The following is a 19,856-nucleotide window of genomic DNA, read 5'->3' as shown; positions in this document are numbered from 1 at the left end:
AATCGTTTGGCTGAGAATGATTTTTTGTTTGGCGCATATTTTCCTGCCGAACGATTTATAGCTTTACGGTCTTTGTCTTTCCCGGTATGATAGTCAGGCAGGCCGTTCCGTTGTCTTTTATCTCTACGTTCATATATCGGGCTTCTACCACGACTTTCCCGTCCAACATGATGATACCCCACCGGTTCGGGTTTTCTTCCATTGCACAATAGTAGCCTATCGGCTTTTGGATACGGCGGTAGATGGGCGGTACGATGATACGCTCGCCCCACTTCAGTCCCCATTTCAGTCCGGACTTGAACGGCACAGCGTTTTGTAAGGTGGCCAACCGTTCTTTCTGTTTCTTTTCTTGCGTACGCTGTTTGTCCGCTTGCTTTTGGGCGGCACGTTCCTTTGCTTTGGTTATCAACTTTGATACTGCCGCTTTGAAGTTTTCCGTTTGTGTTTCGGGGTTCAGGCAGGCGATATACCGTTTTTCCTTACCGGCTTCTGCATGATAGTATCTTCCTTCTCCGTCGGCAATCACGATGCTTCCGTCCGGCAGTTCGCCGCAAAACCGATAATAACTTTCCTCATCATTTGCCAATATGCAAACATAGTCCTTGTTCAAGGAGTCTTCCATGCTTTCTACATATTTAAATTCGGGAGTGATAAAAGGGTCGTAAATGAGCAGATAAAAGCCTCTTGAAAAGAAATCATGCCGGTCGATGTCCGAACGGTTCACATAGATACGCTTCGTGCGGCTGTAGAACATGCGGCCTGCCTGGAGTATTTCTATTTGGCCGAATTTCATCACAACCGGCTTGTCCATGTAGTGTCGGTTACACCTTAAATCTATGTAGGACGTCTTGTCATTCCGGTCTGTTACGGCCACGATGTCGTCCGGCAAGAATTTCATACGCTTGTACCTGTCGGTTTTCATCCGTATTTTTCCCTCCTTGTCTACGATACCTGTGCGGTAGTCCTCGAACCGTACGGCAGCAAGATTGCCTTTTACGTCGAACAAAGTGGGATATTGTGCCTTTGCGGTAATGGTCTGCCCACATTTTAGTCCCCAAAGGCCGGTTTGGCGGTCTTTGAATGGTTTTAGTTTTTCCTGGGGTGTGCTATTATAGTCCGTGAGAGGCTTACTTTTGTTCAGGTAATCCCATAACAGTTCATGCGACATGACCATTTCAAGCGGCCCATTGGGGCGTGCCGTTTGATCCTTTTCTTGCTTTGCAGCCATATATTCCGGCTTGCATGTGGTGCGATAGCCTTTTCCGGCCAACCGTCCTTCAAACATGGCCTTCCAGTCCCGGTAGGCCGTAGGCAGTCCGAACAGGCGGTACAGCCCCACGTTGTCAATCAGCATGCAAGTGTCTTTACCCGCTGCCTTCCGCAGCCCGCGTCCCACTTGCTGCAAGTATTTGGCCAGCGAAAGGGTAGGGCGTGCCATCTGTACGAACTCCACATCCGGGCAGTCGAAGCCCTCGCTGAATACATCCACATTCACCAGCACTTGCGTCTTGCCCCGTTTGAAAGCTTCTATAAGCTGTCTACGTTGTCTTGCCGGAGTCTTGCTGTCAATCGCCACGGTGTTTATTCCATGCATCCGGTAGAAATCGGCAATATTCCGTGCATGGCTGATGCTGATGGCATACACGATGCCTTTCTTCTCGTCGGCATATTGCCGTACGCTTTCGTACAACTGTTCGATGCAGGGTTTGCAGTTCAGCACCTCGTTCATTTCTTTCGTTTGGAAATCACCGTCCGCCCCACGTTTCGACAAGTTGTCTATCAATCGTTGGGATTTGCTGCCCGGGCGGATGGATACGTAGTCGAAGGTTGACAGCCATCCTTGCCGGATAAAATCGGTAATGCTGTCCGAAGTAATCAGCTCGTCAAACAAGTCCGTGAATCCCCTGCGGTTCAGTCGGCAGGGCGTAGCCGTCAAGCCCAATTTTTTTGCCTCGGGATGACGCAGCCACAACTCCTTATACGTCTTGGCCAGTGCATGGTGAGCCTCGTCGATGACGATAAGGTTGGGTGTATCGTGAAGGTCGGTGAGATGACGCGATAACCATTGGATGGACATAGCTCTTACCCTTCCGTCCTCCTTCGGGATGCTTGGAATACCGTATCGTTCCATGGTTTCCTTAATCTGCTCCACCAGTTCGCGGCGGTGTGCCACAATCCAGACACACCGTTTCCCATTCTCCTTCAGACTGTCATAAATGATGGATGCCAACAGATGGGTTTTTCCCGTACCTGTTGGCATCTGGAGCATGATGCTTTTGTGCGACTTCCAAGCTTCAAGTACATGCGTTTGGATGTTCCTTTGATAATCGCGGAGATGACTGTGGGGGCAAATCATACTATCCTATGACCTTGCATAATTCATTTATCAGGCTTTTGCTTGCAATATCTCCCAAATCATGCAAGGGTTTTAGATTCCGGGTTGTCAACAACTCTTTTAGTTCTTTTGCGTCGGTTGCCACGTACACATAGCCGAGTTCTTTCATCTTCTGAGCTGTGGCCAACTGATGCTCGTTGCGGTGTTCACCCCATGCGGCTATGCGTGGAAAGATAATAATAGGCTTGTGTTGGCGCATGGCGGAAATAATAGTACCCATACCTGCATGGGCCACAATAAGGCGTGCCTTGCTGAATAACTTGTTAAACTCATCGGGCGGTAGAAATTCTACGGTACGGATGTTTTGAGCCACATATTCACTTTTGTACACTTGCGCGATGATTTCCTCATCCAAATGCGCGGCCACTTCATCAATGATTTTCACGAAACGGTCGAATGGGGCCTGAGTACCGATAGTGCAAAATATCATAATCGGGAAATATTAAAGTAACAATAAGTCAAAGAACGGGGGACAGCAGGCGGTTTTGCCTTTAATCGCCAAAGATGTTTCCGGCATAATGCACTTGTGCAGTAGCAAGACCCGGCCACTGGGTGTACACGTGGGTTGCGAATTTGCGTGCTAATTTTCCACAAGCGCTCATGGTTTGTACATTGGCTACAGAGTCTACCCAGATGGTCTTGATTCCGGTCATTCTGCCTAAAATAATGGTAAGCAGTCCCGGAGCCGCACCTGTTGTGACGATGGCAGCCGGTCGTTCTTTGAGCAGAATCCCCAGAATATTGAAGGAAGCCGGTAACATTTTCCAAGCATTCCAACGGCTGAAATCCGTCATGGTATGAAAACGGCAATTGCCGACCATGGATTTACATTTAGGGTGGGTTGACATGTACACCACTTCATAACGTTCTTCTAACGGGTGAGCGATGCGGAGGAGTTGTACCCAATGGCCTCCGATGGAGGCGACGGCGAGGATTTTCTTCATAGTAACTATAATAGTTTTTATTTTTTCAGAAGTAATTTTTCATATATTTCTTTCAATTGGCTCATCACATAGTCAGGAAGATAAGTTTTTACTACTTCTTGGCTATGGTTGCCCATTATGGCAATCTTTGAAGGGTGTTCTACAAAATGGATTATAGATTGTGCGATTGCTTCTTCGTTACCAGGTTGTACTAGAATACCGTTTTGTTTATTTACGACCTCAGGAATTCCACCAACGGGAGTTGATATGACTGGCATTCCATAACTCATAGCTTCCAAAATAGAAATCGGTAAACCTTCATTGTGTGAAGGCAGTATAAATACATCCGCCCAATTCAACAGTTCAATTTTTTTATCTCCACTGACCCAACCTTCAAAATTTACTATATTTTCCAACCCATTGTCGGTTATCTGCTTTTGCAGTTCGGTTTCATGTTTGTTTCCACCGATTCGTAATTTTATCTTTCCATTCAATTCCTCTTTGTGTTGCGATATGCCGCCCAATATGTCAAATACGCCTTTTCGTTCCCCGATTTCGCCTAAAAAAAGGAAACGAACAGGTCTTCCTTTTTCAAGAGGTACTTTATCACCTTTTTTTTGCGGATATTCGGTAATATTGTGCAGAATGACGATTTTATCTTCAGACATGCCTATGTTTGTAAACCATTCTTTCCATGATGCAGACAATACTATCAGTAAGTCTACTCGTTGCAAGTTTTCCAATATCCATGGCTTGCGGTTCGATTCTTCATAAAAATCTTTAAACCTTGAAGCATGTACATGCAGGATAACCTTCCGTCTCATCCGTTTGGCTAAGCGTATCAGTTGGACTTTTCGCCAAAATGAACCGTCTGCGGCAGTGTGCAAGTGTACGATTTTTATGTTTCGGTCTGTTAGCATTCTTAATGCCATTCTCAGGTATGAGGATATGAACCAACAGGCTCTTGTTGCAACATTGCCTAATTTGTATGTGGGATAATACTGCAAATCCTCAATATATCGTGACCAATATTGTACTACTGCCGAAATTCCGCCTGGATGATGATGTTTGTAATAGTTGCCAGCCATCAAGATGTGCCTGCTGACAGACTTCGGAATGAATGTTTTTGTCATGCCAATGCGTTTTTCTATGTCCGGAGATAGTTCTTCATCGTCTTCCCACAATCGGCAGATTTGCCTTTGTCTATCTAAGCGATAATGATTGCCCTATCATTATTATCCATATTCTACTATTAAGAGTTTGCAATAAGTGTGATTAAAAAGAGGTTGGATGCCTTACACCTATTTTTGTTTATGACTTCTTGTAACGATAATCGTACCTGTTAGTTCGCCCGAACAGTTTATCAAACCAATAACTCACAGTTCCACGGAAATATGGTTTCTGGCTATAATTGTCAAAGATGATGTTTATAACATGAAGCACGTGTTCTTCGAACCGATACGGTAAGATTGATTTATTTGGCAATAATTGCTTGAATTTCTGGGGAGTGACTGGCATGCTTCGTATGATTCTGTCATGGAGAACTATACAATCTGTGATTGTAGCAGACAGTGAAAAATCGCAATCTATTTTCCTTTTCTGTAAATGCAGATACATGAAATCTTGTCCTTGTATAGTGTTGTCGGTTGCAATGCATAATCCGGTAAGCCGTCCTTCAGTCCAATGAAACACATAATCAGTGTTCATTGCTTTCATCAATTGTACGGTAGTCCTTGTCGGTCTTAAAGAACGTGTATTATAATTTGCGTCAAATGCAGCTGTTTCCCAATGATACTTGTCAGGAAAGTGTTTCTCAAATATGCCGTTGGTTTGATCAAACTCATCATATAAGAAGGAATAAGGCGAGGATACAACTTTTTGCCAAGGGATGACTCCTTTCGCTTCCAATAAGTAGAAACGATTTACTACCTCCATGTTTCTCAATATCGTACAATGTCCGTGGCTGAATAGTTTGTAATTATTCGTAAGTAAATCTTCAGTCACAAAGTGACGTATGTCTCCCCAGATCAAATCTACATCGCAATATCCCCAAAAGTCATATCCTTGTAATTCTTCGGCAAACATCACACCGTAGAAAGGTTTAAAATCGCATAGCTTATAAGGCTTATCCATACAGACTTGACAGTTTAATGCCTTTTCTGCCCGTTGCTTGATTTTGTTCAATGTCGTGTAAGTTACATGGACATTGGGAGGATAATCATAATCTCTTTTATCATCTGTAAATATGAACCAATCAATTGTCGGATTGGCCGCACATGAATTCAGCCACAGTTGGAAGTAGTTATTGAAGCGTCCGAAATATGGAACAATAAAAGCTATTGTCGAATGTTGTTTTGACATAAGTTATAACATTAAGGTTTTACGATATCGTGATGTCTTATCTTTTTATACATTTTATTGAGTGCAAATCTTAATATTCGAGCTGCCTTTACATAAACCGCCACCATGTAAATGTTACTTAGGTAAAAACATGCTTGCTGCGTTACCGGCATGGATTTCCATAAATCGCGTCGGGCATTGACGATGTCGGACATTCGTTTATATTCAATAGGATATAACTTTCCTTTTGTCAGTGTAATCAAGCTGTTTGCCGCTGTTTTGAAACGTAAAAAGTTAGCTGCTTGTACAAAATTTTCGCCTTTTTCTTGGCAAAAATCAATTATGATTTGAGTGGAACTCCATACCTGTTCCCATTTGTTAATATTAAATGAAGAACGGGTATAACTTGCTTTATTCGTGTTTTCATTATGGTATATAAATTCATCCACTATGGCAATTTGGGTGGCATAATAAGCCAAGCGAGGTACTTGTTGAAAGTCTTCTCCCATATTCACTCCTTCTGCTACCCGTATTTCATGATTCCTATAAAGCGAGATATGGAAAAGCTGTCCGTAGACGTTAATCGGCATATAACGCTTAATTAACGAAAGTGATAACTGCCGGGGATTGACAATATGGGGACGTTCCCAAAATATCCTGTAAGTTCCCAAATTCTGAATATGATTTGCCATCACGTAATCTGCTCCTGTCTCTATTTGCTTCTTTACAAGTAATTCAACTGCATTTCTTTCTATCCAATCATCACTGTCCACATGCATCACATAATCACTTGTAACCGCATCTATCCCGGTATTACGGGCGGCAGCCAACCCGCGATTGTATTTGTGATTGATTATTTTTACTTGAGGCTTACGTACCTGATACTTCGACAATACTTGCATCAAAATGTCAACACTCTTATCTTGGGTACAGTCATTGACAAATATATATTCTATGTTGTGATAAGTTTGTTCAAACAAGCTTTCGGCACAACGCGCGATATATTGCTCTACGCCATAAATGGGTATGCAGATAGAAACTTTATAAGGTTCGTTATTCATAAAATCATAATTTAGCCGTCTTGTGGAGATTTCCTATCATATAGAGCACAATCACGATACTGCCATAAATAACCATATTCAAAAATCCCGTGGCAGTTTCCATCGCCAATATCCCCCCTAGAAAACAAATAAGGGGTCTTTTGCTCATATATGGCAACAGTTTCCGATACATGGTAAAATAAAGATAGAGATAGACGATAACACCAACCAAGCCCCTTTCCGGGAGTATTTTCAACCATGAACTTTCGGCTCCCAATAAATCGGCATTATTACCACCTTTCATAAAGACTGCGATTGATCCTATGCCATTTCCTACCAAGGGACTTCTTTCAAACAAACTGAGGCCGACCTCAAATTGTCTGGTGCGCATAGCAACATTGCTTCCCCCCCCCCTCTTCGGCAACATTGCTATTGAATAAAGCCTGAATATTATTCAAGTAATCTGGAAAATATATCAATAGGACAAATGCTACAGTCACTATGAAGAAGACTACATAGCTACGGCTTATATCTCTGAAAGACAATATTCCAATAGTAAAGAATAACAAGCCGACCATTGGAGTTTTGGAATTACAGAGAAAAACACCTGTCAAAAATAAGCCAATGCCTATCGCCAAATAAAACTTTTTGAATAGTATGATTTTATGTTTATACAGATAAGCATAAAGGAACAATAACAGGACGCAAGCACATCCGAATGCAATATGAATGTTAAAAAAGGAAAATGCACGGACCATTCCAAAACGTTGTTGCAATTCCCCTGACATTTGCATAAATGGCGGAATGTAATACATTTTTCCCTCTATTGCATCAATAGGGGCGTTCATAAACACATAGTCCAAGATAGGATTGTCTCCAACTATTGCTTCAAACAGCCCAAGTGATATAATTAAAACAGCTACTACAAAAGTTGCTTTGATAAATAGCTTAATTTCATCAAAGCCTGTGAGTGCCTTTTGAAATAAGTAAAGTATAATGAAATTTTGGATGAAATATTTAATAGTGCCAGTTAATACTTCCTCAATGGATACTATTGAAAAAATCATTGATAACAAATAAGAAGCTAAGTAGGCTATCAATATATTTTTAAAAAAGAACTTTCTATAATTGAAGTACAATTTTTTCCATTGAAAGCAATAAACCAATAAGAGCAAAAAGTCAACAGCCAATACCAATGTTAGTGCGGGTGATGTGTATCTCAAGCAAACACATTCATTGAACAATAACTGCAAAGGCATCCAAACAATAGTTGTCGTTTTCCAATTTCTAAATGCACAATAGGAAACAGCACAGAATATTAACCAATATAAATACATAGAGAATGTGTTTGCGACTTAATTTTTCTCCCGAAAGGGATTATTACATTAACATCTAAAATACGAGAATAAAAGATGTCAAACAAATCTTTATATTCCATACCATTCGTTTGGAAATAAATCCGGAGTCTGAATCTGATTCCATTTTTTAGGATATACAACAATTTGATGTTGATGTACATTTAATTTAGCTCCCCAATAAGAAAAACTACTATTTGCTATTATATTGGCTTTACACCAAGACATTAAGAACATATCTATATAGCTATTGGAGCCTGTATTATTTTCTACAAAAACAGCATGCTTTAGATGAATGTTCTTTTTAACCCATTTTATATCATTAGAAAAAATAAAATAATATGGTTCATCCATTTTATCTTCTATTATGTGAATGGCAGATTGATAGTATTGAAGAGTGCAAATATCTCCATATAGTTTTTTATATTTAGGTAGTAAATAGTCTCCTCTTCGGATATGCAATGAGACAGAATTCGTTGTTTGAATAGTTCTTAATAACTTATCATTCGTTTTGTCTAATTTCACTTCTCTAAATTTTAAATATGCGATATGATTCAAGAAATATTTCTTATCTTGCCACCATCCATCATAATAAATAGCATTTAGGCGAAATCTGTTATCATCAGCTTTTACACCTTTAATAAATCGACTTGCTCCTCGTGCAAATATGGTCACAAGTTTGCTCCATATTGTTTCAGGAGGAAGTTCTATATCAAAAATATTTTGAATTTCCAATCCATTATGATCACATAATAACTTTGAATTATAATTTCCATAAATTTTATTTTTAGGGCATGACTCTTTGAGATATAGACACATCAAATAGAAAAATATTTGATTTCCTAATCCACCTTTAAAATTTACAATTTTCATATGCTATATTTTTATTAAATATTTAATTTATATGACATACAAGGGGTTATTATATTTTTTCAGATATCTATTTAAAATGTGAAAAGAATTCTATAGAACAGGACTGAGGAGCATGTTCTTTTAATACAATACTTTTTCCAACCCGGGCTATATTTTCATATTTTTCTCGATTCTGATATATGTCTTGAAGTATCTCACAAACCGTATCGGCATTTTCATATTCAATACACCCTACATTATTTGAACTTATATTTTCCAGAGCAAAGGCTGTCCCGATGCATAATAACCCGTTTCCCATTGCATCTAAAACCTTGCCTTTTGTTCCGGTTCCTACTGAGATTGGAGCTAACTGTATATCATATTTTATAATCTCATTAACATAGTTATCTACCCAATGAATACATTGACTTTGATACCCGTAATCAGTCAGAACTCGGTGATATTCACTCCATCCCTTTCCTAAAAAGGTGATTTCAATTTTATCACAAAGGAAATGAGCATGTTTTACTAACGAGTCTAATAGTTCACGTCCCTTTGTCCGCATATACAGGTCATTGCTGCCTGCCCATAACACCTTCAATAAATTGGAACTAAATTTTATTGATTTATTGACAATTCTGTAATGTGGATGAGGTGTATAAAAGCCATTGTTTACCTTATTGTGCGAAGTATAATATTCTAAATCTGTTTTTCCAACAAAATGTATTCTTGCATTAGGCAAATTAAATTCCTTTTCTATCTTCCGCGCTTTCCTCATTCTTAAGTTTAGGGATAACATATGTTTAATGCTTCTATTGAAAAAGGCATCTTTATCACAACGTTTTGCAAATAATGCACCACTGTCACATCCGGTAAGAACAAAATGTTGGGACGGAAAGATTTTTATCCAGCGAAAGAAATAGAACGGATAAAGCCATACCGTATCATATTTTCCACATTCAATTTCCTTCTTTATCATATTCGGTAATGGCAAATAGCAAAGAAGATCCAATGGTAATAACAGATTGATAAGTTTCAATAAAGCATTTCGACAACAAAATAATATCCATTGTGGTATTTTTAATAAACGTATCTCCACGTTCAGATCTTTAGCGACTTTTTTCCTGACCTCTTCACTTATTTTATTAATATTATAACTATACAAGGTTATAGCTATATTTTTAGGGCGCTTTTCCAGCAAATGAAAAATAAGACCTGAAATGCCTTTATAATTCTCTGGCATCGGAGTATATAAAGTGATGATTAAGACATTCATAACTAATATAATTAATTCTTGATGAGTATATCTCTTGTTTTTATTCTTTCCTTTATTGTATGTTTTAGTTCTTATTTGTAAGTGTTCGTTATTTTCCGAACACTGGAAGCAAATTTTTCAGCTAAAAATTTACGTTCAGAAGTAGTACACCCTAATGTGTAAATCACAAAGGAAATGCACAGAACATTAACAACGCAGATTACAAAGAACTGATACCAACAGATTGACATATGAGTAAACACGACAAAAGGAATGATAGGAGTTAATACTGCGGTCATGCTCACAGGAATAATGACTTGTTTGAAGTAAGTTATCAGCTGCATGCCTATCATTGGTAATACAATACGAATACGGGCATACTGAGTTAATAGCTCTACTATAATATGTACTACGAAGACACATTCTGGCAGTACGTTAAAGTGTTTTAATAAAAAGTAAGCTATCGGTACAATCAGCAGCAACATTGTACCTTCTATTGTCTGAAACTTCTTGAGCTGCCCTGTGGCATGGACTGATACGTTAATAGGATTTGACAACGTATATAGTAACCCTACAACCAACATTAGACGAAGGAAATTCACCGTATGTTCTGGCACAATCCCCAACCAAACTTTTAAGACTAATTCTGCCTCGAACATTAATGGAAGAACGACAAGAAGCAGAATATAAAACGAGAATTTGGAGCTTCTTACCAACAGCCGGTGCATGTTTTCCAAATTTCCTTGGGCATAACTTTTTGTCAGTTGTGGATTGAGGGCCATCTGGAAATTGCCGCAAAATTGTTGGCATACGCTCTGTACCTGCACAGCAATGCCGCGGGCTGCGTTTACCGTAGGACCGAAAAAAATATTCAATAAAATATTCAGTCCCTGCGTATAACCTATCACAGCGAGATTTCCGTTCATCGTCCATCCCGCAAAAACAAAGATTTCCTTGAACTGCTTTCCATCGTACTTGGGTCGAGTCCGCGTCTCTTTAAAATGACGCGAACAATAAATGCCATACACTATGCGGTCAAAGGCCTGAACACAAAAAAATAGAATTGCATAAACAATCAGCTTGTCATAGGGAATCAGCACCAAAAGATAGACAATCAGTAGCTTCAGTACCGCATCGGCAATGGAGATATAGGCAAAGGCCGACATCTTTTCATGGGCTATGATGGTGGCGTTGTATGGCACGCTGACCACAGCCAGTACAGAGGAAAAAATGGAGAACTGGTATACCCACATGGCAGCGGCCTCACGTTCTGGAGGAATTTGTAGCTGAGTGGACATGAACCAGAGTCCCAACGTTTCACCTACCAACAGAACTATAACCGCAAGAATAAAATGGATGCTAAGGATGTTGCCGAACGTTTTCTTCATAACCGTCATGTCGCCTTTGCCTAAATCGTAGGTGATATAACGTGAAGAAGCTCCCCCTAAAGACCCCGTAAGGAATCCTAGCATGGTTATCACTCCCCCCACCACATTGTTGATGCCGTAATCCGTGATGCCCAACGTGTTCAGAATAACACGTGAGGCGTAAAGGTTAACCGCCATCATAAAGAGCATTCTGAAATATAGCAGCAGTGTATTTTTTGCTATGCGTTTATTGTCAGATGTTTGAGAAGACATAGAATGAGTTTCAGAAAATTGAATTCAAAACCGCTCATTTCTTAAACGATACGATTTAAATAACATCGATTGAAATATACTGCAATTGAAAGATTTATAACGAATGATTTAAACCTATTCATTTTAAGCCTGTTGTTCAAACATTATTCTATTTACTATTTTATCAATGATTGTGCTATCTGCTCTTTCGTCAAATTTTCTTGCAAATAGTTTTTCTGATGATATCAATGTATCAAAATCATCTGTCCGCCAAATATAAGGTCGCCCACGATTCCAATCTATTTCTCTCATACAACCTTTAAACTCGTTATTATAATCAAAAATTTTATTTCTATATTTTGAGTTTATGGCAAAAGTTTGCTTGTATATTTCGTCTGGACAAAAGGAATATTTGTATGTTTGAAATATCTCTTTTTTCCCTTTTAAAAGGTCTGTAACAAAATCGTGCGTTACACTGCACCAATTACATCCATATCTGTAAATATAATCTGCATTATTTATATATACATGGAATAATACTTGCAGCCTATTGAACATTTTTCTCAGAAAACGAGACATATATTTTATGAACATATTGTTAGACCTCAGAAAACTTATACAAAAATTATGGCAATGCACTCTATTTCTTACATCCCAATTTTTATTTCCGAAACCGATAAACTCATAGCCTTGATTCCTTTCAAAGAATTTGTGAATATAATTCTGATTATGCAAGGGCAAATCCATTCCGCTTATTAAATGGTAATAACTATATTGCTTTAGCGAGGACTTTTCAAACAGTTCTATTTCGGCCTTTATTTGACTGACATGTCCCCATCTTACATCAATACTATTGACGATATACACATTAGAATATTTCGTTTTTACCCCCCCCCTGAATTGTTAAAAGATATTAATTGTTTCAGGTCGATATGTATATATATATCGTTCCGTGAGTCATCCAAAACACGAACTAATTTATTTAGTTGCCCCCAGTTGGTGTGGGCAATTATCAGATAAGCATGTTTGCTTGGGGAATGTTGATTTATATTAGGCATGTGTATGTATATTTGAAGAGATTAAATTAAAAATAGTTTTCTTTTTGTCATCCTAAACATTGCGAAAGGTTCTGGAAATATAAGAGAATACTTAATAGATTGGTTTACGCCAAATGCAGTTCCTTTGCTACAATCAGAATACATCATTTTTTGATAGCTAAATTTTTATTTTTAGATATTTTTATAACGAAGAACATGTTTAGATTAACAAACAAATTCAATCCCTCCTGAAAATATCCCTCGTATAAACCTTTTCTTCCACATCATCCAGACAAGCATCATACCGGTTGGCAATAATGGCATGGCTTTGGCTCTTGAAAGCATCCAAGTCATTCACCACCTTGCTGCCGAAGAACGTGCTGCCATCTTCTAACGTGGGTTCATAGATGACGATCTCCGCACCTTTGGCCTTGATGCGCTTCATCACGCCTTGGATGCTCGATTGGCGGAAGTTGTCCGAGTTCGATTTCATCGTCAGGCGGTACACGCCGATGACACACTTCCGCTCCTCGGAAGGATTGAAGTCGCCACGGTTGTAATAGTCGTAGTAACCGGCCGTGTGCAGTACGCGGTCGGCAATGAAATCCTTGCGCGTGCGGTTGCTTTCCACTATGGCCTCGATGAGGTTTTCCGGGACGTCTTGATAGTTGGCCAACAGTTGCTTGGTGTCTTTGGGCAGGCAGTAGCCACCGTAACCGAAAGAGGGGTTGTTGTAATGTCTTCCGATGCGCGGGTCGAGGCTTACCCCTTCGATGATGGCTTTCGTGTCCAGACCCTTCATCTCGGCGTACGTGTCCAACTCATTGAAATAGGAGACCCTCAAGGCCAGGTAGGTGTTGGCAAAGAGTTTCACGGCCTCGGCTTCGGTCAGTCCCATGAACAGCGTGTCAATGTTTTCTTTGATGGCCCCTTCCTGCAGGAGGGCTGCAAAGTCGTGTGCGGCCTTGTCCAACCGGGCATCGCCTTCGGGGCGGCCTACGATGATACGGCTGGGGTAGAGGTTGTCGTACAGGGCTTTGCTCTCGCGCAGGAACTCAGGTGAGAAGATGACATTTTCCGTGCCTAACTTTTTGCGTACGCTTTCCGTGTACCCCACAGGAATGGTGCTCTTGATGACCATTATCGCATGGGGATTGACTTTCTTCACTAATTCGATGACTTCCTCCACGTGGCTGGTATCGAAGTAGTTCTTCACCGGGTCGTAGTTTGTCGGTGCGGCGATGACCACGAAGTCCGCATCGGCGTAGGCTTTGGCTCCGTCGAGTGTGGCGGTCAGATTCAGTTCCTTTTCGGCCAGATACTTCTCGATGTATTCGTCCTGAATGGGTGACTTCCGGCTGTTGATTAAATCCACTTTTTCGGGGATGACATCTACGGCCGTTACTTGATGATGTTGGCTTAAAAGTGTGGCGATACTAAGCCCGACGTAACCTGTACCGGCTACGGCTATTTTTATATCCTTTTTCATTTGATAAGTATAGATTTATTACCTTACTTTGCAGCGAGCAAAGTAAGATTGCAATGTTTCATTTATTCTTTTGGTTCCGGACAAACATGCCTCTTTTCTCCTCTATAAGGAGTTTTGTCGGGAAAAGGGTTCGCATCCTTCATACTTTTTGTATATCAGCGTATTAAGGTGAACCCTGTCATAAAAAAGCCTTCACAAGTCTTTCACTTCTGAAACTTGCGTAAATGCGCCTGTAGTCTATTATTCAATAGGTTAAGGTGAAAGTTCTTGCTTTCCATTCGGAAAGCACGTGCCATCGGCAGCTTATTCGATCATCCAATCCTTCAGCGTGTGCCGTTCCATGTCAAAGTTGATTCCGACCTTTACCATGGGCAGGCCGCACAAGGCGAAGCGTTCGGGATAGTTCTTCAGGTCAATTTGCTGCATGGCGGCTTCGGCGGATTGGTTCAATTTCAGCTCCACGATGTAGAGCGTAGTGGCCGTGCGCATCACCATGTCCACCCGTCCCCTCGGGGTACTCACTTCCACATCCACATACATGCCCAAGAGGCTGAAAATGATATAGAGCATCTGTTGATAATGGCCTTCGTAGTCCGTATGGTCGCAATAAGGCACGGTGGAAAGGAAAGTCTGGAGGAGTTGCAACATGCCTTCCATGTCTCCTTTCACCAAGGCGCGGGCCAGATTGACGATTGTGGTCGTGGCCGTCAGCGTGTCGGGTGTGACATAATAGGGCAGGAGGCTGCGCATCAATCCTATGCGCACTTCTTTATTGGGAATGTCGAGCCTGTAGATACCGAAGTCCGTATCCGCGTCCTTGATGGTGACGTATCCGCTTTGGTAGAGCAGGGGAGTGATGCTTGCCATACGCTCCGTGGGGGCATCGAACTCTTCCGCCGTGGCCTCATTGCCTCCAATCTTGGAGGGCAACACGCCATACTTTTTTAACATCTCGATGAGATACGTGGGCGTGCCACTGCCGAACCAATAAGAATCCAACCGCCCGGTGACGAAGGCGTTCAGCAGGCTGAATGGGTTATAGATGTCCGGTGAAGGCCAGGTGAAATGGTAGCCGTCGTAATTGTACTTGAGTTTCTGTACGGCTTCCTCGCGGCTTATGCCCATCCGTTTGGCTAAAATGTCCAAGTCTTCGTCCATTTGGGTGGCCATTTCCTCTTCCGTAATGCCACAGATGGCGGCGTATTCCGGCAACATGCTGATGTTTTGGATATTATTCAGTTCGCTAAAGATACTGAGTTGCGAAAATTTGGTAATACCGGTGAGGAAGACGAAACGCAGGTAAGGGTCGCAGGCTTTGAGCGGACTATAAAAGTTGCGCATGATGTTACGCAGGACGGGCAGGTTCTTTTCTTCATGCACCACGTCAAGCAAGGGCGCATCGTATTCGTCGATGAGCACCACCACTTGGCGGTCCGTCTGCTCGTGAACGTGACGGATAAGTTTTGTCAGCCGTATATTGGAATCGGGAGAGTCCGAATGTATGCCGTAATCTTCTTCTATTTGTTCCAGTTGGGACAACAGGTAACGTTCCAACTGTTCCTTTTCCATGTGCTTGCCCAAGCTCATGTCGAAATGCAGCACCGGATATTCCGTCCATTCCGTTTCCAAACGTTCCATGGCCAAACCTTTGAACAAGTCCCTCCGTCCTTCGAAATAGGCTTTCAAAGTGCTTGTCAACAGCGACTTGCCGAAACGTCGGGGACGGCTCAGGAATACGTAATTGGACGCGGCATGCGTCAGTCGGTAGATGATTTCCGTCTTGTCTATATATAAATAGTTCCCGTTCCTTATTTTCTCGAACGTCTGTATCCCGATGGGATAAAGTTTGGTGGCTTGTGTCATATTCCGTTCCTCCATGTCATGATGTACAATAGCAAAGATAGCGAAAGGTAAGCGCAGAGACAAACGAAAACAAAGTTTTCCGGTTTGCCTATGCCGAACCGCATCCTATCTTCGTGAAGACAAAGGTACAAAAATGAAGTGTGGCGTAAAAAATTTATTGCGGATTTTTTCGCTTACAGGAGTTGTATGAATTCCGGTTCCACCTCCACGGCGGCGGCCAGCAGCATCGGCAGTTCCACCAACAGGCGTTTCACGGTGGTGCCGCGTACGGTGACGAGACTGCCCTCGTAGCCGTGGAGCGGGCCACCGATGATGCGTATTCTGCGGTTACGCATGGCCGGGGTGATTTCTTCGGGACGGTAGTATTTGGAAGAGACGGAAGAAGTCACGGCCAAGATAAAACGTTCCATGTCGGCCTCGCGCACGGTCATGGGTTCCATGAATCCACCGTATATATAGCGGTATTGCAGTTTGAGCCCGGGTCTCATGAAAGGGTCGAGCACGTCGCGTGTACTGTGGGCGAAAAGCAAGTCGCGTATGTAAGGCACATCTTTCCAACCGTGCTTGCCCCTCCTTTCGATTGGTTTCTTTACCATCGGCGTGAAACATCTTACACCCCGTCCCGTCAGTTTTTCAAAAGCGGAAAGTTTGGCGTTGGGACGGCTCAAATCACGCAGGACATACCATTGGGGTGTTTCGTCCATCTTTCTCAAAAGGGTACTTTTATTACTCCAGCTTGTCTTTGCATTTTCTTGTTAGACAAGCTGTTAAGCTGAAGGTTGAAAAATAATCGGTTTCCCGGATTGTCAGTCCACATCGTTTTTCTGCCGCGTGTTTGCCGTTCCGTTTTCCCTTTGCTCTTTCGCGCTTTTTGCGGTATATCTCTTGGTAAGAGAGCAACCGAATCTAATCATGGAAAAGTAAATAGTTATAAATCAGAAAGAAATAAGTCTGAAACCGCTTGCTTTTGTTTCGCAAACGGTGTACGAATGCTATTTTGCAAAACAAGAGAAATAAAAGTTTCTGAAAAAAACAACTGTAAATTAGTATATTGTGTAATATTTTGTATAACTTTGTACCGTGGTTGCTCTCTTACCAAGAGAACGACCACAATGCTTTCCCTGAATCCTATCATTCTTTTTGTCATTTTGCTTTTGTTCCAATCCTTTCTCTGACAGGATGAAAGTAAGGAGGCCATCCTTGCAGGGGTTGATTCTTTATCTGAAGTTCAAAACAAGAGCAATGGGGAGCTTTTTCAGATACATTTTTTTAGTTTCCACGGCTGTTTTTCGCTTTCGTTAACCCAAGGAGCACTTTTTTCTCAGGAGAAAAATTTTCCGTTCGGCTGAAAAAACATTTTTTTTCTCCGCATTCCGTCCCGTCGCTCTCTGCACGGCGATGAAAAGCATGGCTGAAAACGGAAAAACGGGTTGCTGCCATCGCCCCTTTTTATGCTATTTGGACGGTTGGGCAATACAAAAGCGCGATGTCTTTTTGTAAGGCCGAATGCCTTGAAGCCTGCATATTTTATGCCTGTAAGCGCAGGATTCCACTGTCCGGCAGACTTTTGGAAGGCATAACCTTGAAATGGCTGTCATCATGCTTTTTCCGGGACGCACGAGAATCGCGTATTTGTGGACACGTCTTATGACGGCTGGAAATAAGCAAGCCTTGCGGGGATGAGATTGACGATTTGACAGAATGGCAATGAAGTACAAACAAAGCCCGGCCGTTGCGCCGGGCTTTGTGCTATGGGTTTTGTCGGGACTCTCTTTTTATTTCAAAGGATTGTCCGATGTGGCGTACAAGCCGATGCAGGCACCGATAAAGCCGCCGGAACGGTTCGTGCTCAGGTTGATGGCATCCACGCCTCGGGCCATCAACACCCAATCTCCGCCGGTGGAATAGTAAAAATCATAATAACGGCCTTTGCCACAGATTTTCAGTTTGACGGGAGCGGCGGCCTCCTTTTCGTTCAAGAACACCGTGCTTATGCGTACCGTCTCCTTTTCCGATCGGGTCAGCGTGAGGGCAGGCTTGCCGCCCACCAACGTCTTTCCGAACACGAAATTGTATTCCTCGTTTTGTAACAAGGTGAAACCGGCCAGTTCTTTGGAGGAGCGGGGCGTGAATGCCACCTCCGTCTCGGCTGTAAACGTGTGGTGCTGCTGCCGGGCGAATATGGCCGAGGGAGATTCCTTCTGCGAGATGTTCACCGGTTTGGCATGGAGGGTCAGCCCCTTTCCGTCGAGGGTGTAAAAGTCCGACGGGTTGCGCAGGAACATCCAACGGATGTCTAACGTGTCCGAGGCGAAGCGGTCGCAATATTCAAAGTTTCCCGTCAGGCGGTTTTCCTTGGGCTGCAACCCTTCCTTTTCGTTGACCGTGGGGATGGCTTTGTCTTTTTCCAGGATGGTGGGCCATCCGTTCTCCCAACTTACCGGCAAGAGGTAAGTGTCCCGCCCCGTATTGTAGAAGTCATCTTCGTACGGGCGGCAGGCCAAGAATACGGCATACCAGTCGCCCTCCGGCGTGGACACGAGGTCGGCGTGCCCGGCACTGGTCACGATGTCCGGCCGTTGCGGAGCCAATCCCGTGCGTTGCGTCAGGATGGGATTGCCTTCGGTGAACTCTTCCCAAGGGCCTTCCGGTTTCTTCGAGCGGAAGATGACTTCGGAATGCCATGCGCCCGTCCCTCCTTCGGCGCACATCAGGTAATAATATTTGCCGATGCGGTACAAGTGGGGACCCTCTATCCAGATAGGATTCTTTTGCACATGGCTGCCCGAACGTACGATTTCGATTTGGTCGCCCACCACGCTATCGCCTTCCACGTCGAAGTAGTGGAGCATGATGCTGCGTTCGCCTTCGTAGGAGTGTCCGCCCACCGGTTCATCGTTATTCACGATGTATCCGCGTCCGTCCTTGTCGAAAAAGAAAGAAGGGTCGATGCCTCCCACCTTGGGCAGGTAGATGGGTTCGCTCCAGCCTTTGGCCGGGTCTTTCGTCTTTACGAAGAAATTTCCGGCTCCCACGTTGGTCGTAATCATGTAGAAGGTTTTGTTCTTTTCGTTGTAAGTGATGGCCGGCGCGAAGATGCCTCCCGATACGTTTTGGCGGTCGAGGGGGAGCTGCGACTTGCGGTCGAGCACGTGCCCCAGTTGCGTCCAGTTCACGAGGTCCTTGCTCGTGAAGATGGGCACGCCGGGGAAAAACGAGAAAGAAGAGTTGACCAGATAATAGGTGTCCCCCTTGCGGCAGATGGAGGGGTCGGGGTAGAATCCGGCCAGGATGGGGTTGAAGTATTGGCGGCTGCGGTTTATTTCCTTGTCGAAACGGGTGTCGTTCCCGCCGTAGGAGAAATAGCTGAACTGTGCCGTCTGTGCCGTGCTGGCCATATTGGCCGCCATCAGAATAGAAAGAAATAATACATGTTTCATTGTTTATGTTATATCCTTTTTTTATTTGGTTACTTCGAGTACTTGCGGTCCTTTCGTCTTCAAAACTTATATCGGGTAATTCCGAAAAATGTTGCAAATATAAGAAAGATATTGTTTTGTGGTTTTACTTGATGTCGCATAAGTTTTATGCTATGTCTCAATACTACAATTTGTGCTTTTTTACCGATGTGTCTCCTTTACCTTAATATAGGCGGAAATGTTCGTTTGTGGTAGGATTGGACATAGAG

At 42.6% G+C, this 19,856-nt stretch carries 16 protein-coding genes and 1 pseudogene; all 17 read right to left on the bottom strand.

The window, feature by feature from the left end; translation table 11 throughout:
- Positions 1–55: 55 nt before the first annotated feature.
- Complete coding sequence (locus tag HMPREF9441_RS11950; protein WP_008621511.1) at positions 56–2,356, bottom strand: DEAD/DEAH box helicase family protein; 2,301 nt, start codon at positions 2,354–2,356, stop codon at positions 56–58.
- 1 nt (position 2,357) lies between these two features.
- On the bottom strand, positions 2,358–2,825 hold the full coding sequence (locus HMPREF9441_RS11945; protein ID WP_008621509.1) for a glycosyltransferase: 468 nt from the start codon (positions 2,823–2,825) through the stop codon (positions 2,358–2,360).
- A gap of 61 nt (positions 2,826–2,886) precedes the next feature.
- Positions 2,887–3,339 carry a glycosyltransferase family 28 protein gene (locus HMPREF9441_RS11940; protein WP_008621507.1) on the bottom strand — a complete coding sequence of 151 codons (453 nt, stop codon included), beginning with the start codon at positions 3,337–3,339 and terminating at the stop codon, positions 2,887–2,889.
- 17 nt (positions 3,340–3,356) lie between these two features.
- Complete coding sequence (locus HMPREF9441_RS11935; RefSeq protein ID WP_244949755.1) at positions 3,357–4,451, bottom strand: glycosyltransferase family 4 protein; 1,095 nt, start codon at positions 4,449–4,451, stop codon at positions 3,357–3,359.
- A gap of 178 nt (positions 4,452–4,629) precedes the next feature.
- Positions 4,630–5,679, bottom strand: a complete 1,050-nt coding sequence (locus HMPREF9441_RS11930; RefSeq protein ID WP_008621504.1) for a DUF6625 family protein — start codon at positions 5,677–5,679, stop codon at positions 4,630–4,632.
- Positions 5,680–5,690: 11 nt separating this feature from the next.
- Positions 5,691–6,719 (bottom strand): glycosyltransferase family 2 protein, encoded by a 1,029-nt coding sequence (locus tag HMPREF9441_RS11925; protein WP_008621502.1) that lies wholly within the window; start codon positions 6,717–6,719, stop codon positions 5,691–5,693.
- A 4-nt stretch (positions 6,720–6,723) separates the two neighbouring features.
- Entirely contained in the window at positions 6,724–7,089 is a 366-nt protein-coding gene (locus HMPREF9441_RS11920; RefSeq protein ID WP_008621501.1) for a hypothetical protein, read from the bottom strand.
- A complete protein-coding gene (locus HMPREF9441_RS11915) occupies positions 7,070–8,035 on the bottom strand; it encodes a hypothetical protein (protein WP_147715954.1) in 966 nt (321 codons plus the stop codon). The genes HMPREF9441_RS11920 and HMPREF9441_RS11915 overlap by 20 nt, the downstream gene beginning before the upstream one ends.
- Before the next feature lie 90 nt (positions 8,036–8,125).
- Complete coding sequence (locus HMPREF9441_RS11910; RefSeq protein ID WP_008621497.1) at positions 8,126–8,926, bottom strand: alpha-1,2-fucosyltransferase; 801 nt, start codon at positions 8,924–8,926, stop codon at positions 8,126–8,128.
- Positions 8,927–8,993: 67 nt separating this feature from the next.
- On the bottom strand, positions 8,994–10,181 hold the full coding sequence (locus HMPREF9441_RS11905; RefSeq protein ID WP_008621496.1) for a glycosyltransferase family protein: 1,188 nt from the start codon (positions 10,179–10,181) through the stop codon (positions 8,994–8,996).
- A gap of 71 nt (positions 10,182–10,252) precedes the next feature.
- On the bottom strand, positions 10,253–11,728 hold the full coding sequence (locus tag HMPREF9441_RS11900; RefSeq protein ID WP_244949754.1) for a lipopolysaccharide biosynthesis protein: 1,476 nt from the start codon (positions 11,726–11,728) through the stop codon (positions 10,253–10,255).
- Between the two features lie 195 nt (positions 11,729–11,923).
- Positions 11,924–12,649: pseudogene (locus HMPREF9441_RS11895) on the bottom strand (beta-1,6-N-acetylglucosaminyltransferase); the annotation flags it as partial.
- A 405-nt stretch (positions 12,650–13,054) separates the two neighbouring features.
- Positions 13,055–14,305, bottom strand: coding sequence for a nucleotide sugar dehydrogenase (locus HMPREF9441_RS11890; RefSeq protein ID WP_008621492.1), 1,251 nt, complete (start codon positions 14,303–14,305; stop codon positions 13,055–13,057).
- Between the two features lie 303 nt (positions 14,306–14,608).
- Entirely contained in the window at positions 14,609–16,183 is a 1,575-nt protein-coding gene (locus tag HMPREF9441_RS11885) for an ATP-binding protein (RefSeq protein ID WP_008621491.1), read from the bottom strand.
- A 158-nt stretch (positions 16,184–16,341) separates the two neighbouring features.
- Positions 16,342–16,872 carry a UpxY family transcription antiterminator gene (locus tag HMPREF9441_RS11880; protein ID WP_008621488.1) on the bottom strand — a complete coding sequence of 177 codons (531 nt, stop codon included), beginning with the start codon at positions 16,870–16,872 and terminating at the stop codon, positions 16,342–16,344.
- A 224-nt stretch (positions 16,873–17,096) separates the two neighbouring features.
- Positions 17,097–17,315 (bottom strand): hypothetical protein, encoded by a 219-nt coding sequence (locus tag HMPREF9441_RS11875; protein WP_147715953.1) that lies wholly within the window; start codon positions 17,313–17,315, stop codon positions 17,097–17,099.
- A gap of 628 nt (positions 17,316–17,943) precedes the next feature.
- Positions 17,944–19,608, bottom strand: a complete 1,665-nt coding sequence (locus tag HMPREF9441_RS11870; RefSeq protein ID WP_008621482.1) for a glycoside hydrolase family 43 protein — start codon at positions 19,606–19,608, stop codon at positions 17,944–17,946.
- Positions 19,609–19,856 lie beyond the last annotated feature (248 nt).

The sequence above is a fragment of the Paraprevotella clara YIT 11840 genome (assembly GCF_000233955.1).
Classification (GTDB): domain Bacteria; phylum Bacteroidota; class Bacteroidia; order Bacteroidales; family Bacteroidaceae; genus Paraprevotella; species Paraprevotella clara.
Note: the sequence above shows the minus strand (reverse complement) of the source record. Positions and strands in the feature narration are given on the sequence as shown.

Excerpts from the sequence above, each read along its gene's own strand:
- HMPREF9441_RS11940 (WP_008621507.1), bottom strand. The coding sequence starts at position 3,339 with ATGAAGAAAATCCTCGCCGTCGCCTCCATCGGAGGCCATTGGGTACAA.
- HMPREF9441_RS11920 (WP_008621501.1), bottom strand. The coding sequence starts at position 7,089 with ATGCGCACCAGACAATTTGAGGTCGGCCTCAGTTTGTTTGAAAGAAGT.
- HMPREF9441_RS11870 (WP_008621482.1), bottom strand. The coding sequence starts at position 19,608 with ATGAAACATGTATTATTTCTTTCTATTCTGATGGCGGCCAATATGGCC.
- HMPREF9441_RS11900 (WP_244949754.1), bottom strand. The coding sequence starts at position 11,728 with ATGATGGCGGTTAACCTTTACGCCTCACGTGTTATTCTGAACACGTTG.
- HMPREF9441_RS11930 (WP_008621504.1), bottom strand. The coding sequence starts at position 5,679 with ATGTCAAAACAACATTCGACAATAGCTTTTATTGTTCCATATTTCGGA.
- HMPREF9441_RS11890 (WP_008621492.1), bottom strand. The coding sequence starts at position 14,305 with ATGAAAAAGGATATAAAAATAGCCGTAGCCGGTACAGGTTACGTCGGG.
- HMPREF9441_RS11910 (WP_008621497.1), bottom strand. The coding sequence starts at position 8,926 with ATGAAAATTGTAAATTTTAAAGGTGGATTAGGAAATCAAATATTTTTC.
- HMPREF9441_RS11880 (WP_008621488.1), bottom strand. The coding sequence starts at position 16,872 with ATGGACGAAACACCCCAATGGTATGTCCTGCGTGATTTGAGCCGTCCC.
- HMPREF9441_RS11915 (WP_147715954.1), bottom strand. The coding sequence starts at position 8,035 with ATGTATTTATATTGGTTAATATTCTGTGCTGTTTCCTATTGTGCATTT.
- HMPREF9441_RS11925 (WP_008621502.1), bottom strand. The coding sequence starts at position 6,719 with ATGAATAACGAACCTTATAAAGTTTCTATCTGCATACCCATTTATGGC.
- HMPREF9441_RS11935 (WP_244949755.1), bottom strand. The coding sequence starts at position 4,451 with ATGACAAAAACATTCATTCCGAAGTCTGTCAGCAGGCACATCTTGATG.
- HMPREF9441_RS11950 (WP_008621511.1), bottom strand. The coding sequence starts at position 2,356 with ATGATTTGCCCCCACAGTCATCTCCGCGATTATCAAAGGAACATCCAA.
- HMPREF9441_RS11885 (WP_008621491.1), bottom strand. The coding sequence starts at position 16,183 with ATGGAGGAACGGAATATGACACAAGCCACCAAACTTTATCCCATCGGG.
- HMPREF9441_RS11875 (WP_147715953.1), bottom strand. The coding sequence starts at position 17,315 with ATGACAAAAAGAATGATAGGATTCAGGGAAAGCATTGTGGTCGTTCTC.
- HMPREF9441_RS11945 (WP_008621509.1), bottom strand. The coding sequence starts at position 2,825 with ATGATATTTTGCACTATCGGTACTCAGGCCCCATTCGACCGTTTCGTG.
- HMPREF9441_RS11905 (WP_008621496.1), bottom strand. The coding sequence starts at position 10,181 with ATGAATGTCTTAATCATCACTTTATATACTCCGATGCCAGAGAATTAT.